The following is a 16,870-nucleotide window of genomic DNA, read 5'->3' on the forward strand; positions in this document are numbered from 1 at the left end:
CACGGGCGACCATCCTACGGCCCGGGCGCGGTCAGCGACCGCGTTGCGCGTCCCGCAGCGCGGCCACGACGCGGGCGACCTCGAGCGCCCCGACCACCCGGCCGCCGTCGGTCACGACGACGACGGCGCCGTCGCGCCCGACCCGCGCCAGCACTGCGAGCATGTCCTGGCCCTGGAGGTGGGCGTCGATCGTCGCGCCCGCGGGCAGCGGGACGGCGACGGCGCCCACGGGCGTCGTCTCCGCGGCGTCCGGCGGCACGGCCGACGCGGCGGCGGGGTCCGCGTACCCGACGGGGCGTCCCGTCCCGTCGACGAGGACGGCGAGGACGTGCGGGCCGCCCGCGAGCGCCACCGCACGGCCCACGGCCCCGACCGTCGCCGCGGACGGCACGGCGACGGCGGGCCGCGCGAGGCCACGCACGGAGAGCCCGGAGACCGCCTCGCGCGAACGTCCCACCGTGATCGCCTGCCCGGCGCCGCTCCAGAGGAAGGCGCCGATGAGCGCGGCCCACGCGACCGTCCACAGGTCGGGCTGGCGCCCGACGGCCAGCGGCCACACCAGTGCCCACGCGACGACGCCGACGGCGACGGCGCGCCCGACCCAGCCCGCCGCGACCGTGCCCTTGGTGCGCGACCCCGTCGCGGCCCACACGGCCGACTCGAGGATCTGCCCACCGTCGAGCGGCAGCCCGGGCAGCAGGTTGAAGATCCCGACGAAGGCGTTGGAGAACGCCCCGGCGTACAGGAGCAGCGCGGGCACGGAGAACGTCGGCTGCGCCTGGAAGGTCACCCAGAACACGACCGCGAGCGCCAGGTTGGTCAGCGGCCCGACCACGGAGATGAGGAAGCCGTCGAGCGGGCGCGCGGACGTCCCCGAGTAGGCGGTGTGCCCGCCCCACAGCGTGACGGCGAGCTCGGTGACGTGCTGCCCGCGCGCCCGCGCGACGAGCGCGTGCGCCACCTCGTGCAGGAACACGGACGCGAACAGCAGGAGCACGAACGCGAGCGAGACGAGGTACACCTCGTTGCCGAGGTGCGGCGCGAGCCGCCGCACCGTGGGGACGAACAGCACCGTGAGGATCGCCGCGGCCAGGAACCACGACGGCGTGAGGATGACCGGTGCGCCGACGATGCGACCGATGACCCAGCCCTTCGTGCGCGGGCCGGCCGGGGCGGGCGTGCGGGGGGTTCGGGGCTCAGGTCCGTCCACCCCGGAAGCCTATGCGGTCGCGGGCTCGCCCTGACGACGGCGCACGAGAGGGCCGGCGGTCAACCGGTCCCTCGGAGGACGACGGCGAGCTCGTCGCGCGAGTGGATGCCGAGCCTCGTGTACACCTTGCGCAGGTGGTACTCGACCGTCTTGGGGCTGAGGAAGAGCGCGGCCGCGGCCTCTCGGGTGGTCCGGCCGTCGACGAGCAGGAGGCAGACCTGCAGCTCTTGAGGCGTGAGGGCTTCCCGCCCGACGTCCCCGCGGGGAGGGACCTTCTCCCCGGTCGCCTCGAGCTCGGTCCGGGCGTTGGCCGCCCACCGGACCGCGCCGAGGTCGTCGAAGGTGGTCAGCGCCGTCCGGAGGTGCGGCCGGGCGTCCACCCGCCGGCCGGCCCTGCGCAGCCTCATCCCGTACGCGAGCTGCGTCCTGGCGCGCTCGAAGAGGTCGCGGGTCTCACCGTGGCGCCCGAGAGCGGACCGGAAGTGGACCTCGAACGCGTCCTCGGGCGCGACGAGGCCGAGCGCCCGGTCGGCGCGTCCCCGGGTCCAGGGCCGGCCGCTCGCCTCCGCGGCGGCGACGAAGCGGTCGGCGACCTCGTGGGCCGCGGCGACGCGGCCCGTCCGCAGGAGCGCGTCGACCAGCTCCGGTCCGGGATGCAGGTCCGGGTCGCGGACGCCGAGCTGCTCGAGCCGGGCGGTGAGGTCGAGGAACCGCGTCGCCGCCTCGTCCGAACCCCCCTCGGACAGTGCCAGGTCGCCCAGCGCCAGCTCGCACCAGATCTCGCCGAAGTGCATCGAGCGGTCGCGGCAGAGCACCGACGCGTCCGCCGCGTGCGCGCGGCACGCGGCACTCCGACCCTCGCGGGACTCGAGCCAGGCCAGGCCCGCGAGCGCCATGGCGAGCGCCCCGCCCTGGCCTGTCTCCCGCGCCAGCCGGGCGCTCTCGTCGTAGTTGGCCGCGGCCCGGTCCCACGCGCTCGTCGTCGCCTGGTCCCGTGCCACGTGGAAGAGCACGTCGGGCAGGGCACCCACGCCGACCTGCGAGCGGACCTGGTCCACGAGCGCGCGCAGCTCCGCGCCGGAGCGGGCGTCGCGCAGGAACAGCGGCGCGAGCATGAGCCAGGGAAGGGCGGCGGGGTGCACGAGCGGGTCGACGTCGGCCAGCAGGGCGACGGCGTCGCGCAGCCGGGAGGTGCTGTCGCGCCCGAGCAGCACGCCCGTCGTCCCGGACGCGGCGAGCCCGACCGCGCGGCTCACCGGGTCGGCCACGTGGGGCAGGACGGCCGCGACCCGCGCCTCGACGCGACGCAGCGCGGTCGTGTCGACCAGGTACATGCAGGCGCGCGTGGCCTCGGCGAGGAGGAGGACGCGTTCGTCGACCGGCGCGAGGGCGGCGGCCTGCTCGAGCAGGTCGAGGCCGTCGCGCACGGAGCCCGAGCGCACGGCGATCGTGGCGCGCAGCTCGGCGCCTGACGCGGAGGGCGGCGTTCCCCGCGGCTCGGCCTGGTCCAGCAGCGCGAGGGCGCGGGCCGGCAGGCCCCCGGACCACGCGGCGCGCGCGGAGGCGACGAGCCGCGACCGGGCAGCCTCGGGGGCCGGGCTCAGCCGGGCGGCGCGCTCGAGCGCCGTCGACGCGACCGTGTACGCCGTGCGCGCCGCCGATCGCGCCGCGAGCGCGTCGAGGAGCGCCGCGACGTCCTCGTCGAGCCCCGTCGTCGCCGCCGCGAGGTGCCACGCGTGCCGGTCCGCGTCGACGTCGTGGAGCTCGGCCGCGAGGGCCCGGTGCGCCGTGCGCCGCAGCCCCTCGTCGGAGTCCCCGTAGACCACCGAGCGCAGCAGCGGGTGCCGGAACATGACCCGTCCCTGCCGGACCGTGAGCACCCCCGACCGGGTCGGGCCGTCCAGCCCGGCCGGGTCGAGGTCGAGCCGTCGGCAGGCGGCGCGGGTCAGGCGGAGGTCGCCGCCCGACAGCGCCGCGACGAGGGTGACGGCGCGCTCGGGCGCCGTGAGGGTGTCCAGGCGTCGCGCGAAGGCACCCTGGACCCTGGCGGGGAGCGTGTGCGGGAGCTCCACGTCGGCGGCGCCGACGGCCGCCCCGTCCTCGGGCTCGCCGGCCAGCTCCAGCAGGGCGAGCGGGTTCCCCTGCGTCTCGCGGTAGAGCGCGTCGAGCGTGCGCGCCGAGCCGTCCGGGTCGGTCGCGGCGAGCAGCTCCGCGGCGGCATCGAGCGTGAGGCCCGCGAGCTCGAGCACCGGCAGGCCGTGCACGGGCTCCGGGAGCTCTCCGCTGCGACCGGCGACCAGCACCGCGACAGGGTCGTCGCGCACGCGCCGGGCGGCGAACGCGAGCGCGTCGACCGACGGCCTGTCCGCCCACTGCACGTCGTCCAGGACGACGACGACCGGGCCGTCCTCGGCGTACCGGCTGAGCAGGCTCAGGGTCGCGGCGCCGATCGCGAACCGGTCCCGCCCGCCGCCCCGGCGCACGCTCAGCGCGGCCCCGAGCTCGGCGGCCTGCGGGGCAGGGATGTCGTCGAGCAGGGGCAGGGCCGGCAGCAGCAGCGCGTGCAGGGCGGCGAACGGCAGGTCCTGCTCGACCTCCGCCGGGGTCACGCTGAGCACGCGCACGGCATCGCCGGACGCGGAAACCTCGAGCGCGTCTTCCAGCAGCGAGGTCTTGCCGACCCCGGGATCGCCCGCGACGACCAACGAGCCACCGCGGCCGAGACGCGCCGAGGCGAGGAGGCGTCCGACCGTCTCCTGCTCGGCGGCCCTGCCGACGAGTGCCACGACCATGAGTGTAGGGAGGGGTCGACCTCCCCGGGTGGGACGCTCCCACAGGTGCCGCACGACCAGGGGGGCCACCTGACGCGAGCGGCCGGCGCGGCGACCTACGTTCGCCGGGTCCGGCAGTTCCGCCGGGCAGGACAGCACAGGAGCATCCGATGAGCCATCCGACGAACACCGAGACGATCCCCGGGACGGGCGCGTGGCCGAGCGCCGACACGACCACGGAGATCAGCGACACGCGACCGGGCGACACCGACTCCCCGGCGACCACGCCGACCGAGGCGTCCCCCGCCCTCGACACGGACGCGCTCATGCGCTTCGTGTTCCGCGCCGTCGACGAGGTCGGCGCGACCCTCAACGCCGCGCTCGTCGTCCTCGGCGACAAGCTCGGCTACTACCGCGACCTCGCGGCCCACGGCCCGACGACGCCGTCCGAGCTGGCCGACCGCACCGGGACGGCCGAGCCCTACGCCCGGGAGTGGCTCAACGCCCAGGCCGCGGGCGGCTACGTGGAGTACGACCCGCCGTCGGGCCGCTACACGCTGCCGCCCGAGCAGGCCGTCGCGCTGACGGTCGAGGACAGCCCGGCGTTCCTGCCGGGCTTCTTCCAGATCGCCCTGGGCACGGTGCACGACGTCGACCACGTGCTCGACGCCGCGCGCAGCGGTGCCGGGTACGGCTGGCACGAGCACGTCTCCGACGTGCACGTCGGGTGCGAGCGGTTCTTCCGCCCGAGCTATCACGCCCACCTCGTCGCCGAGTGGCTGCCCGCGCTCGAGGGCGTGGTGGACAAGCTCGAGCGCGGCGCGCTCGTCGCAGACGTCGGGTGCGGTCACGGCGCCTCGACCGTGCTCATGGCCCAGGCGTTCCCGAGCTCACGCTTCGTGGGTTCCGACTACCACCCGGAGTCCATCGCGGTCGCGCGCCGGCGGGCGGCGGAGGCGGGTGTCGCCGACCGGGTGCGGTTCGAGGTGGCGTCGGCCCAGGACCTCGGCGGGTCGGGCTTCGACCTGGTCACGATGTTCGACTGCCTGCACGACATGGGCGACCCCGTCGGTGCGGCGGAGCAGGTTCGTCGCGCGCTGGCGCCGGACGGCACCTGGATGGTCGTCGAGCCGATGGCCGGGGACCACGTCGAGGACAACCTCAACCCCGTCGGCCGGGCGTACTACGGCTTCTCGACGCTCCTGTGCACGCCGGCGTCGCTGTCGCAGGACGTGGGCCTCGCGCTCGGCACGCAGGCCGGCCCGGCCCGGATCCGGGACGTCGCGACGGCGGGCGGGTTCAGCCGGTTCGCGTCCGTCGCCGAGACGCCGTTCCACCGCGTGCTGGAGATCCGGCCCTGAGGGCCGGGCGACGAGGGTACGGGGAGGGGTGGGCATGAGCACCGCACCGGAGGACACTGCGGAGATGACGGGTCGACCCGTGCCGCGCCCCGACCCGGCCCCCGTCCGGCCACCCGACCGGACCGGGGTGGTCGTCCGCGACGGCGTGCCGCTCCCCTGGGCCGTCCACGGGACGACGGGTCCGACGGTCCTGCTCCTGCCGACCTGGTCGCTCGTGCCGTCCCGCTTCTGGAAGGCCCAGGTGCCGTTCCTCGCCCGGCACTTCCGCGTCGTGACGTTCGACGGTCGCGGGAGCGGGGACGCCGGGCGGCCCGAGGGCGCTGCCGCGTACACCGACGAGCAGTACGCGGCGGACGCCGCCGCCGTGCTGGACGACACGGGGACACGGGCCGCCGTCGTCGTCGGGTACTCGTGCGGGGCGGCCTGGGCGGTCCACCTCGCCGCGACCCACCCGGGACGCGTGCAGGGGATCGTCGCGATCGCTCCCTCGTGCGGTCTCGCCGTGGCCGCCCCGGAGCGCGAGCGGTACGCCTGGGACGCACGGCACGACACCACCGAGGGCTGGGCCAAGTACAGCAAGGCGTACTGGCTCGGCGGGGGCTACGACGACTACGTCGACTTCTTCGCCCGGAAGATGTTCACCGAGCCGCACTCCACGAAGCAGGTGGAGGACGTCGTGCGCTGGGCGCACGAGATCTCCCCGCAGACGCTCGCCGACACCACCGCCGGTCGGCTGGGCCTCGAGGGAGCCGTACGCACCCCGCTCGAGCCGCTGTGCGCGCGGGTGTCCTGCCCCGTCCTCGTCGTGCACGGGACGCACGACGCCGTCCGGCCGGCCGCGATCGGCGAACGCCTCGCCGCGCTCACCGGCGGGGAGCTCGTCCTCGTCGACGGCGGCGGGCACGGCCTGCCGGCCCGCGACCCGGTCCGGACGAACCTCCTCCTCCAGGACTTCGTCGAGCGGACGGTCCCCGACCATGTCGTCCCGCGGCCCCGCCGCCGCACGTGGACACGCGCGCCGAGCCGTCACCGCCGGGCGCTCTACCTCTCGTCCCCGATCGGGCTCGGGCACGCGCGCCGCGACCTCGCCGTCGCCCGCGCGCTGCGCGACCACCACCCGGACCTCGAGGTCGACTGGCTCACCCAGCACCCGGTGACCCGCCTGCTCGCCGACGCCGGGGAGCGGGTGCACCCCGCCTCGGCCTGGCTCGCGAACGAGTCCGCCCACGTCGAGGACGAGTCCGCCGACCACGACCTGCACGCCTTCCAGGCGATCCGCCGGATGGACGCGATCATGGTGAACAACTTCATGGTCTTCGCCGACGTCGTGGACGAGGGCCGCTACGACCTCGTCGTCGGCGACGAGGCCTGGGACGTCGACCACTTCCTGCACGAGAACCCCGAGCTCAAGCGCTTCGCCTTCGCCTGGATGACCGACTTCGTCGGCTGGGTCCCGATGCCCGACGGCGGCGCCGCGGAGGCTGCGCTCACCGCCGACTACAACGCCGAGATGATCGAGCAGCGGGCGCGCTACCGCCGCGTCCGGGACCGCTCGGTCTTCGTCGGGAACCCGGCGGACGTCGTCGACCTCCCGTTCGGCCCCGGCCTCCCGGGGATCCGGGAGTGGACGGAGGAGAACTTCGACTTCGCCGGCTACGTCACGGGCTTCGTGCCGCCGTCAGCGACGGAGCGCGATGCGCTGCGGCGCGACCTCGGGTACGGCCCCGACGACGTGCTGTGCGTGGTCACCGTCGGTGGCTCGGCCGTGGGCGCTTCCCTGCTGCGGCACGTGCTCGACGCCGTCCCGGCCGCACGGCGCCTCGTCGACGGGCTGCGCGTCCTCGTCGTGACCGGCCCGAGGATCGACCCCGCGAGCCTGCCGCGACGACGTGGTGTCGCGTACCGCGGCTACGTGCCCGACCTGTACCGGCACCTGGCCGCGTGCGACCTCGCGGTCGTGCAGGGCGGCCTGACGACGTGCATGGAGCTCGCCGCCGCCGGCCGACCGTTCCTCTACGTCCCGCTGCGGCACCACTTCGAGCAGAACGTCCACGTGCGGCACCGGCTCGAGCGCTACGGCGCCGGACGGTGCGTGGAGTACGCCGAGGCGTCCGACCCGGACGCGCTCGCCGCTGCGATGGCCGCCGAGCTCGTCGGGTCGCGCCCGGGCGGCGACCGACGCACGGTCGCCCGGCAGCGGCTCGCAATCGAGGCCGACGGCGCCGCGCGCGCCGCCGCGATGCTCGCCGACCTGCTCTGAGCTCGCGGGCGGCGCCGTCCCCGCGCTATGCGGCGTCGTCGGCCATGAGGTCGACGACCTCGCCGGAGACGAGCCGGGCGAGCAGGTCGAGGTCGACGAGCTCCAGCGACGGCGTCCGGCTCAGGCCGGGAGCGGGCAGGACGGGAACCACGGCCTCCACGCCGAGCGTGGCCGCGCCGGAGGCGCGGGCGGACGCGATGCCCGCGGGCGAGTCCTCGATCGCGACGCAGCGCGCGATGTCGACGCCGAGCCGCTCGGCCGCGAGCAGGTAGGGCTCGGGGTCGGGCTTGCCGCGCTCGACCTCGTCCCCGCACACGAGCACCTGGAACGCGTCGTCCGGCGCGAGCTCGGCGACCGGCGCGGCGAGCTCGCGGTAGGACATCGTGACGAGCGCGCACGGCACGCCCGCCTCGCGCAGCGCCGTGAGCAGCGCGCGCGCGCCGGGCTGCCACGGGACCTCGGCCCGCACCTGCTCGATGACGCGGCCCATGAGGAACGCGACGATCTCGTCGATCGGCAGGTCGACTCCGCCGCGGTCCCGGATGATCCGCGCGGACTCGCGCAGGGGGTTGCCGACGAGGGACATGGCGTCCTCGTGCGTCCACGTCCCCCCGTGCGCGTCGACGAGCTCGTGCTCCGCCGCGATCCAGTAGGGCTCGGTGTCGACGAGCGTCCCGTCCATGTCCCACAGGACGGCCTGCGGCAGGACGGGATCGGTGGCGGGGCGCGGGGACGTCACGGCATGGCTCCAAGGACGAGGGGTGGGGGTCCGAGCGGGGCACGACGCGGTGCACCCGGCCGCTCCACCCTACGTGCGGCTACGCCACGCGCGAACCCGCTCCGCCGTCGTCGGGCCCGGCCGCATAGGCTGGGGCGATGACCGAGAACGCGACCGAGGGCACCCGGCAGACCGTGATGATCGCGGCGTTCGAGGGCTGGAACGACGCGGGGAGCGCCGCCACGGCCGCCCTCCAGCACCTGCACGAGGTGTGGGGGGCCGAGGACGTGGACGAGCTCGACCCCGAGGAGTACCACGACTTCCAGGTGAACCGCCCCGTCGTCACGACCGACGACGACGGGCTCCGCGAGATCACGTGGCCGACGACGACGATCGCGTCCGCGGTCCTGTCGCCCGGCGGGCGCCGGGTCGTGCTCGTGCACGGGATCGAGCCGTCGATGCGCTGGCGCCGGTACTGCCGCGAGCTGCTCGACATCGCGGAGGAGCACGACGTGCGCACGGTCGTCACGCTCGGCGCGCTGCTCGCGGACGTGCCGCACACGCGGCCCATCCCCATGACGGCGACGTCGGAGAGCGTCGGGCTCCAGGCGGTGCTCGACGTCGAGCCGAGCACGTACGAGGGGCCGACGGGCATCGTCGGGGTGCTCCAGCACGCCGCCGCCGAGCGCGGCCTCCAGTCGGTGTCGCTGTGGGCGGCGGTGCCGCACTACGTGGCGCACCCGCCGTCGCCGAAGGCGACGCTCGCGATCCTCGCGCGCATCGAGGAGCTCCTCTCGGAGCCGATCCCGCTCGGGGACCTGCCCGAGGACGCCGAGGCGTGGCAGCACGGTGTCGACGAGCTCGCCGCGGAGGACGCCGAGATCGCGGAGTACGTCCAGCAGCTCGAGGAGGCGAAGGACACCGCGGAGCTGCCCGAGGCGAGCGGCGAGGCGATCGCGCGCGAGTTCGAGCGCTACCTGCGCCGTCGCGACCGCGGCAACCCGGGCAAGGGCCCGACGGTCTGACGCCCCTGCGCCGTCGCGGGCGTGCGGCGGCGCGTCAGAGACGCACGCCGAGCAGCGCGTTGACCGCGCGCGCGACGACGCCGGGCGCGCCCTCGTCGTCGCCGGACGTGTCGCGCCCCGGACGCAGCGACTCCGCGGCCCAGGCGTCGACGGCCGCGAGCGCCGTGGGCGCGTCGAGGTCGTCGGCGAGGGCGGCGCGCACGGCGGCGAGCGTCGCGGTGGCATCCGGACCGCCGTTGCCGGAGACGGCGTCGCGCCAGGTCTCCAGGCGGCGCACGCCGGCGGGCAGGTCGTCGTCGGTCCACTCCCACTCACCGCGGTAGTGGTGCGCGAGGAGCGCGAGGCGGATCGCCATGGGGTCGACGCCCGTGGCCCGCAGCTTCGAGACGAGCACGAGGTTGCCGCGCGACTTGCTCATCTTCTCGCCGTCGTACGCGACGAGGCCGGCGTGGACGTGGGCACGGGGCGCGCCGCCGCCCGAGAGCATGCGGTCGTGGGAGGACGACATCTCGTGGTGCGGGAACAGCAGGTCCGCTCCCCCGCCCTGCACGTCGAAGGGCAGGCCGAGCCCGTCGCGGGAGATGACCGCGCACTCCACGTGCCACCCCGGTCGCCCGGTGCCGAGCGCGCCGCCGTCCCACGCGGGCTCGCCGGGACGCTCGCGGCGCCACAGGAGCGGGTCGAGCGCGTCCTTCTTGCCCTCGCGGTCGGGGTCGCCCCCGCGCTCGGCGAAGAGGTGCTGCATGACGTCGCGCGCGAGGCGCGAGACCGACCCGAACGCGGGGTCGGCCGAGAGGTCGGCGTAGACGTCGCCGAGCCCCGGGTCGGTCCCGCCCGCGCCGGGCTCGACCGGCACGCGGTAGGCGAGCCCGGCGTCGAGGAGCTGGGTGACCGCCTCGACGACGGCGGGGATCGTCTCGACCGCGCCCTCGTAGACGTCGGGCGGGACGACGCCGAGCGCCGTCATGTCCTCGGCGAAGAGCGCCGTCTGGTCGACGGCGAGCGCGCGCCAGTCGACGCCGGTCGCGGCGGCGCGCTCGAGCAGCGGGTCGTCGACGTCGGTGACGTTCGACGCGTACCGCACGCGCTGGCCGGCGTCCGTCCACGCGCGCACGAGCAGGTCGAACGCGACGTAGGTGGCCGCGTGGCCGATGTGGGTCGCGTCGTACGGCGTGATGCCGCACACGTAGAGGGTGGCGTCCTCGCCCGAGGCCGCGACGACGAGCTCGCGGGTCGTCGAGTCGTGCACCCGGACCGGGAGGCCTCGTCCGGGGAGCTCGGGGATCTGCGGGGCGGGCCAGCTGTGCACGCGTCAACCTTAGCCGTCGGGACGTCCGCGCCGGACCGTCGTCCGGAGACCGGGCACCGCGCGCACGGGGCCCGGACGGCGATCTGCCGCGCCCGGGCAGGTCCGTGCCGGGCGCGGGACAATGCGGACGTGACGAAGCCCACCGACCCTCGTGTCGACGCCCCGCGGGACGGGTCGAGCGACGACGGCCCGCTGCTCCCCGGCGTCCACGTGCTGGCGGCATGGACCGTGGACCCGGGAGCGGCCGGGGTGCGCGAGGTCGACCCCGGCACGCTCAGGGACGCACGCGCCGTGGACGACGCGGCCCGCGACGACGAGGACGGCGACCGCGAGGACCGCCGGAACGCGCGGGGTCCGGCGACGTGGGCGCGGGTCGCCGACCTCGACGACGTGCTCGACGCCGCGGCCCGGGTCTCGACGGGCCCGGGTCCGACGCGCCACGAGCTGTCCCGGCACGCGCACCACCCGCTGGCGCACGTGCGCCGCCTCGCGGCCGACTGGCTCCTGCTCGTGACGCCGACGGCGTGGTTCACGGAGGCGGACCGCCAGGTGCGCACCGGCCAGTTCGCCGCGCTGCTCGGGCCGGGGACCGTCGTCACCGCCGAGGAGGGGAACGCCGACGTGCACGCGACCATGCTCGACAAGCTCGCCGCACCGGGCGACCCACGGGGCACACCGGTCCAGCGGATCGTGTCCGCCGCCGTCCTGGCGATCGTGGGCGGGGCGTCGCAGGTCGAGCTCGGCCTGGGGGACGCGGTCGCGGACACGGAGCGGGTCGTGTTCGACCAGCAGCGCGAGGACCCGGTCGAGCGCATCTACGACCTCAAGCGCGAGATCACGGAGGCGCGGCGCGCGCTCATGCCCGTCTCGGCCGAGCTGCCCGAGCTCCTCGACCCCGACGTGCCCGACCATCTCGCGGTGAACCGGCGCATGCTCGAGCGCGTGGTGACGACCGTCGAGCGGATCGACCGTCACCTCGACGCGCACGACGACCTGCTCTCGGACATGCTCCAGGTCCACATGTCCCAGGTGTCGGTGCGCCAGAACGAGGACATGCGCAAGATCTCGGCCTGGGCCGCGATCCTCGTCTACCCGACGATCGTCGCGGGGGTCTACGGCATGAACTTCCGGAACATGCCCGAGCTGCACTGGGCGTTCGGCTACCCGTTCGCGCTCGGGCTCATGGCCGCCGGCTGCCTGGTGCTCTACCGCGTGTTCAAACGGGTCGGCTGGCTCTGACCGCGGGTCACGGGGTGGATGCGGCGGTCCCCCCGGGCTCGAGCACGCCGGTGAGCAGGAGCAGCACGACGAGCGCCGCGACCACCAGGCGATAGACCACGAACGGCGTGTAGCTGAACGTCGAGACGATCTTGAGGAACGCGATGATGACGAAGTACCCGACGACGAACGCGACGAGCGTGGCGATGAGGGTGGCGCCCGCGCCGGGCGCGCCGGGCGCGGGCTCGTCCGCGGACTTGAAGAGCTGGTAGAACCCCGAGCCCATGACGGCGGGGATCGCGAGCAGGAACGAGTAGCGCGCCGCGGCCTCGCGGGTGAACCCCATGAGGAGTCCCGCCGTGATCGTGCCGCCGGACCGCGAGACGCCCGGGACGAGCGCGAGCGCCTGCGCGAACCCGAAGGCGACGGCCTGGCCGGGCGAGAGCTCGCGCAGCGTGCGCCGCTTGGCGCCGATCCGGTCCGCCCAGCCGAGCAGGAGCGCGAAGACGGCGAGCATGAGCGCGGTGAGGTAGAGGTTGCGGAACGTGTTCTCGATCGCGTCCTGGAAGAGGAGGCCGAGGACGACGATCGGGACGGAGCCCAGGGCGATGTACCAGGCCATCGCGGCGTCGTGGTCGTGCCGGCCGAGGCGCGCCTTCCAGTCCGTCCCGTGGTCTCCGCGCACCGAGCGCCACCACGCCGCGCAGATCCGCGCGATGTCGCGACGGAAGTACAGGAGGACCGCCGTCTCGGTCCCGATCTGGGTGATCGCCGTGAAGGCGGCCCCCGGGTCCTGCGAGCCGATGAGCTCGCCCACGATGCGCAGGTGCGCGCTCGAGGAGATCGGGAGGAACTCGGTCAGGCCCTGGACGAGGCCGAGGAGGACGGCTTCCCACGCGTTCACGAGCGGCCACGATACCCGCTCGGGCCGGCCCTCCTGGCACCTCGTCGGCGGGTCGGCGCCCCTGGGTGAACGCCGCGCGGCGGACGCGTGAACACCGCCTCACGGACCTGGCGGGCGGGCCCCGGGCACAGGGTGAACCTCGCCGCTCCCGGCGCCCGCCGCGCGCCCCGACGGTCGCGCGGCAGGGTCCGCCGGTACCCTCGGCTCCCATGGAACACCGCCACCTCGGCAGCACCGGCCTGCGCGTGTCCGAGCTCGGCCTCGGCACCATGACGTGGGCCCGGGACACGGACGAGCTCGACGCCGCCGAGCAGCTGCGCGACTTCGTCGACGCGGGCGGGACCCTCGTCGACACGGCCGCCTCGTACGCCGACGGGGACGCCGAGTCGCTGCTCGGGTCGCTGCTGGGAGCGAAGGTCGACCGGCGCGACGTGCTCCTGTGCACCAAGGCCGGCGTGCGCCGCACGACGCAGGGTCCGGTCGTCGACGCCTCCCGCGGAGCGCTCCTCGACTCGCTGGACGACTCGCTGTCGCGCCTGGGCACCGACCACGTCGACCTGTTCCTCGTGCACGCGCCCGACCCGAGAACGCCGTTCACCGAGACGCTCTCCGCGCTGCGCCACGCCGTGACGTCCGGGCGCGCCCGCTACGTCGGCCTGTCCAACCACCCCGCGTGGGCGACCGCGCGGGCCGCGACCCTGCTCGGCGGTGCGGACGACGTCGGTCTCGCCGCGGTCGAGCTCGAGTACTCGCTGCTCCAGCGCGGCGCGGAGCGCGAGGTCGTGCCGGCGGCCGAGGCGCTCGGGCTCGGGCTGCTCGCCTGGTCGCCGCTGGGGCGGGGCGTGCTCACGGGCAAGTACCGCCGCTCGCTCCCCGCGGACTCGCGCGGCGCGTCCCCGCACCTGTCCGGGTTCGTCGAGCCCTACCTGGACCAGTCCTCGTCGGGGATCGTCGAGGCCGTCGTCACCGCGGCCGACGGGCTGGGCCGCGCCCCGCTCGACGTCGCCCTGTCGTGGCTCCTCGGCCGCCCCACCATGGCGAGCGCGATCGTCGGCGCGCGGACCCCTGCCCAGCTCCGGACGTCGCTCGCCGCCACCGACCTCGAGCTGCCCGACGCGGTCCGTGCGGCGCTCGACGACGTGAGCGACCTGGAGGTCGGCTACCCCGAGCGGTGGTGACGCCGGCGCGTCAGCGCGCGCCGTCGGTCTCCAGCTCGCCGGTCAGGACGTCGTCGTCGAGCGTGTCGTCGAGGTCGTCGACCTCGTCCTCCTCCTCGTCGTCGTCCTCGTCGTCCTCGTCGTCGTCCTCCTCCGCGAGGTAGAACGGCGTCGCCTCCCCGTGGACCTGACCGAGGGCCTCGTCATAGACCTCGAAGGCGTCCGCGAGCACGTAGTAGGCGTCGTCGACGGAGGGGTCGTCCTCCCCGCGGCGTGCGGCGACGGCGTTGTAGTGGGCCTCGAGCGCGGCGATGAACCGGTCGAGCGCGGCACGCGGGTCAGCGGTCATACCCTGACGGTAGCGCCGAGAGGGGCACAATGGCACTCGTTAGTCGGGCGGGTTCTTCCCGCCCGGCCGACGACCGAGACAGGCGAGAGAGGACGGTGGCACGTGGAGGAGAGGCCGACGTCACGTCGGCGGTCCGGATGGGCCGCGCACGGCGGGCAGTACGAGTACCGCGTCCTGACGATCGACCGCTCCACGAGCCGGTCGGACGCGAGCAGGCTGCTCACGGACGAGGCCGAGTACGGGCGCTGGGAGCTCGCCCGGACGCGGCTCTACGTCGGGGGCGAGCGCCGCGTCTGGCTGCGCCGCAAGATCATCCGGGTCAGCTCGACCCTGTGACCCCAGGACCATGAGGAGCCCTGGGGGCCCGCCGTCGGGCGTCTTCTCCAAGTCCCGAACCGGCGCGCCCCCGGGGTTCTTCGCGTGCGAGGCGGCGGGGCTCGCCTGGCTCGGCGTCACGGGCGGGCCCCGTGTCGCCCGGGTCCTCGACGTGCGCCCGACGCGCCTCGACCTCGAACGCGTCCTGCCTGCCGCGCCGACACCCGCGGCGGCGCACGCGTTCGGCCGGGCGCTCGCCGTCGTGCACGACGCCGGGGCGCCCGCGTGGGGCGTGCCGCCGCCGGAGTGGTCCGGCGACGCGTTCTTCGGGCCGCTCGACGACCCGCTGCCGATGCCGACCGGGGCGTGGCCCGACTGGCCCACGTTCTACGCCGAGGCCCGGCTTCTCCCGGTCGCGCGGCAGGGCCGGGACCGCGGCGCCCTCGATGCCGACGACGCCCGCCTGCTCGAACGGCTGGGCGACCGTCTCACGGACCTCGCCCGACCCGCGCTCGACGACTCCCCCGCGCGCCTGCACGGCGACCTGTGGTCGGGCAACGTGCTGTGGTCCCCGCTCGGCCCCGGCCCGGGCGGGCGTCCGGGCGGCGTGGAGGCGGTGCTGATCGACCCCGCCGCGCACGGCGGGCACCGCGAGGCCGACCTGGCGATGCTCGCGCTGTTCGGTGCGCCCTACCTCGACGAGATCGTCGCCGGGTACGACGCCGCGCACCCGCTCGCGCGCGGGTGGCGGCACCGCGTCGCCCTGCACCAGGTGTACCCCGTCGCCGTGCACGCGGTGCTGTTCGGCGGCGGCTACCGCGCGCAGCTCCGCTCGTCGGTCCGGGCGCTGCTCGGCGACTCCTGACCGGTCGGACCGGACGGCGTCAGCAGGTGCGCAGCAGGCGGTCCAGCACGCGCACGCCGAACCGCAGCGAGTCGACCGGCACGCGCTCGTCGACCCCGTGGAACATGCCGGAGAAGTCGAGGTCGCCGGGCAGGCGCAGCGGCGCGAAGCCGTAGCCCGTGATGCCGAGGCGCGCGAGCGACTTGTTGTCCGTGCCGCCCGACAGCGTGTACGGCAGCACGGTCGCCTCAGGATCCTCGGCGAGCAGCGAGTCGACCATCGCGTCCACCAGGTCGCCCTCGAACGGCACCTCGAGCGCGATGTCCCGGTGGATCTCCTCGACCCGCACGTGCTCGCCCGCGAGCGCGCGCAGCGTCGCGAACCCCTCCTCCTCGTACCCGGGGAGCAGGCGCGCGTCGATCGCCGCCTCGGCCCGACCCGGGATGACGTTCGCCTTGTACCCGGCGGAGAGCTGCGTCGGGTTGGACGTGTGGCGCACCGTCGCCCCGACGAACCGCGACGCCGGGCCGAGCGCGGCGACGAGCGCCGCGACCGACGACGGGTCCTCCGGGTCGTACCGGAGCCCGGTGAGGTCCGCGACGCCCCGGAGCAGCTTGTCGACCGTCGGCGTGAGCGTGTTCGGCCAGTGATGGGCGCCGATGCGCGCGACCGCCTCCGCGAGCCGCGTCACCGCGTTGTCGTCGTTCACCTGCGACCCGTGGCCCGCGCGGCCCTCCGCGACGAGGCGCAGCCAGGCGATGCCCTTCTCCGCCGTCTGGAGCAGGTAGGCCCGCCGGCCCCCCACCTCGACCGAGAACCCGCCGACCTCGCTGATCGCCTCGGTCGCGCCCTCGAACAGCTCAGGCCGGTGGTCGACGGCGTAGCGCGCCCCGTACACGCCGCCCGCCTCCTCGTCGGCGAAGAACGCGACGACGACGTCGCGCGCGGGCTTGCGCCCCTCGCGCACCATCTGGCGCACGACCGCGAGGATCATCGCGTCCATGTCCTTCATGTCGACGGCGCCGCGGCCCCACAGCAGGCCGTCGATCTCCTCGCCCGCGAACGGGTCGACCGACCAGTCCGCCGCCTGCGCCGGCACGACGTCGAGGTGCCCGTGCAGCACGAGCGCCGGCCGCGTCGGGTCCGCGCCCTCCAGGCGCACGACGACGCTCGCCCGCCCGGGCTCCGACTCGAACAGCTCCGGCTCGAGCCCGACCTCGTGCAGCAGCCCCATGACGTACTCCGCCGCGCGCCGCTCCCCCGGCCCGGTCCCGTCGCCGAAGTTCGACGTGTCGATCCGCAGCAGCTCCCGGCAGATCCGCACCACCTCGTCCTCCGCCCGCGGCACCGTGCCGGAGGGGACGTCGACGGTCGCCGGGGTGCGGGCGCTGGCCTGGGAGTCCGGGTGCGGAGCGGTCATGGCGACACG

The 16,870-nt window shown here is 75.4% G+C and carries 14 protein-coding genes; 7 read left to right on the plus strand and 7 right to left on the minus strand.

Features of this window, described 5'->3' with window-relative positions; translation table 11 throughout:
- Positions 1–31 precede the first annotated feature (31 nt).
- Together ACN9MS_RS11485 and ACN9MS_RS11490 are read right to left on the minus strand one after the other, a co-directional pair.
- Positions 32–1,210, minus strand: a complete 1,179-nt coding sequence (locus ACN9MS_RS11485) for a site-2 protease family protein (RefSeq protein ID WP_426308737.1) — start codon at positions 1,208–1,210, stop codon at positions 32–34.
- Between the two features lie 59 nt (positions 1,211–1,269).
- Positions 1,270–3,996: an AAA family ATPase gene (locus ACN9MS_RS11490; protein WP_426308738.1), complete on the minus strand. Its 2,727-nt coding sequence runs from the start codon at positions 3,994–3,996 to the stop codon at positions 1,270–1,272.
- A 155-nt stretch (positions 3,997–4,151) separates the two neighbouring features.
- On the opposite strand from ACN9MS_RS11490, the gene ACN9MS_RS11495 reads away from it, so the two are divergent.
- Positions 4,152–5,342: a class I SAM-dependent methyltransferase gene (locus tag ACN9MS_RS11495; protein ID WP_426308739.1), complete on the plus strand. Its 1,191-nt coding sequence runs from the start codon at positions 4,152–4,154 to the stop codon at positions 5,340–5,342.
- Between the two features lie 34 nt (positions 5,343–5,376).
- The gene (locus tag ACN9MS_RS11500) at positions 5,377–7,602 is read left to right on the plus strand and encodes an alpha/beta fold hydrolase (RefSeq protein WP_426308740.1); all 2,226 of its coding nucleotides are present in this window, start codon (positions 5,377–5,379) and stop codon (positions 7,600–7,602) included.
- 25 nt (positions 7,603–7,627) lie between these two features.
- On the opposite strand, the gene ACN9MS_RS11505 is transcribed toward ACN9MS_RS11500, so the two are convergent.
- Positions 7,628–8,284 carry an HAD family hydrolase gene (locus tag ACN9MS_RS11505; RefSeq protein ID WP_426311886.1) on the minus strand — a complete coding sequence of 219 codons (657 nt, stop codon included), beginning with the start codon at positions 8,282–8,284 and terminating at the stop codon, positions 7,628–7,630.
- A gap of 194 nt (positions 8,285–8,478) precedes the next feature.
- On the opposite strand from ACN9MS_RS11505, the gene ACN9MS_RS11510 reads away from it, so the two are divergent.
- Complete coding sequence (locus tag ACN9MS_RS11510; protein ID WP_047232858.1) at positions 8,479–9,345, plus strand: PAC2 family protein; 867 nt, start codon at positions 8,479–8,481, stop codon at positions 9,343–9,345.
- Positions 9,346–9,379: 34 nt separating this feature from the next.
- Here ACN9MS_RS11510 and mshC read toward each other — a convergent pair whose 3' ends face one another.
- Positions 9,380–10,654, minus strand: a complete 1,275-nt coding sequence (mshC, locus tag ACN9MS_RS11515; protein ID WP_426308741.1) for a cysteine--1-D-myo-inosityl 2-amino-2-deoxy-alpha-D-glucopyranoside ligase — start codon at positions 10,652–10,654, stop codon at positions 9,380–9,382.
- Between the two features lie 129 nt (positions 10,655–10,783).
- On the opposite strand from mshC, the gene ACN9MS_RS11520 reads away from it, so the two are divergent.
- Complete coding sequence (locus ACN9MS_RS11520; protein WP_426308742.1) at positions 10,784–11,893, plus strand: magnesium and cobalt transport protein CorA; 1,110 nt, start codon at positions 10,784–10,786, stop codon at positions 11,891–11,893.
- 7 nt (positions 11,894–11,900) lie between these two features.
- Here ACN9MS_RS11520 and ACN9MS_RS11525 read toward each other — a convergent pair whose 3' ends face one another.
- Positions 11,901–12,776, minus strand: a complete 876-nt coding sequence (locus tag ACN9MS_RS11525; protein ID WP_378232135.1) for an undecaprenyl-diphosphate phosphatase — start codon at positions 12,774–12,776, stop codon at positions 11,901–11,903.
- 209 nt (positions 12,777–12,985) lie between these two features.
- Between ACN9MS_RS11525 and ACN9MS_RS11530 the strand changes: the two genes are divergently transcribed.
- On the plus strand, positions 12,986–13,954 hold the full coding sequence (locus tag ACN9MS_RS11530) for an aldo/keto reductase (RefSeq protein ID WP_426308743.1): 969 nt from the start codon (positions 12,986–12,988) through the stop codon (positions 13,952–13,954).
- Between the two features lie 10 nt (positions 13,955–13,964).
- On the opposite strand, the gene ACN9MS_RS11535 is transcribed toward ACN9MS_RS11530, so the two are convergent.
- Positions 13,965–14,282 carry a hypothetical protein gene (locus ACN9MS_RS11535; protein WP_053370739.1) on the minus strand — a complete coding sequence of 106 codons (318 nt, stop codon included), beginning with the start codon at positions 14,280–14,282 and terminating at the stop codon, positions 13,965–13,967.
- Positions 14,283–14,384: 102 nt separating this feature from the next.
- On the opposite strand from ACN9MS_RS11535, the gene ACN9MS_RS11540 reads away from it, so the two are divergent.
- Complete coding sequence (locus tag ACN9MS_RS11540) at positions 14,385–14,618, plus strand: DUF5703 family protein (protein WP_009861400.1); 234 nt, start codon at positions 14,385–14,387, stop codon at positions 14,616–14,618.
- 10 nt (positions 14,619–14,628) lie between these two features.
- Entirely contained in the window at positions 14,629–15,462 is an 834-nt protein-coding gene (locus ACN9MS_RS11545) for a fructosamine kinase family protein (RefSeq protein ID WP_426308744.1), read from the plus strand.
- Between the two features lie 19 nt (positions 15,463–15,481).
- Here the strand turns inward: ACN9MS_RS11545 and ACN9MS_RS11550 are convergent, their stop codons facing one another.
- Positions 15,482–16,861, minus strand: coding sequence for a M20/M25/M40 family metallo-hydrolase (locus ACN9MS_RS11550; RefSeq protein ID WP_426308745.1), 1,380 nt, complete (start codon positions 16,859–16,861; stop codon positions 15,482–15,484).
- Positions 16,862–16,870 lie beyond the last annotated feature (9 nt).

This window comes from Cellulosimicrobium sp. E-16, assembly GCF_049913115.1.
Taxonomy (GTDB): domain Bacteria; phylum Actinomycetota; class Actinomycetes; order Actinomycetales; family Cellulomonadaceae; genus Cellulosimicrobium.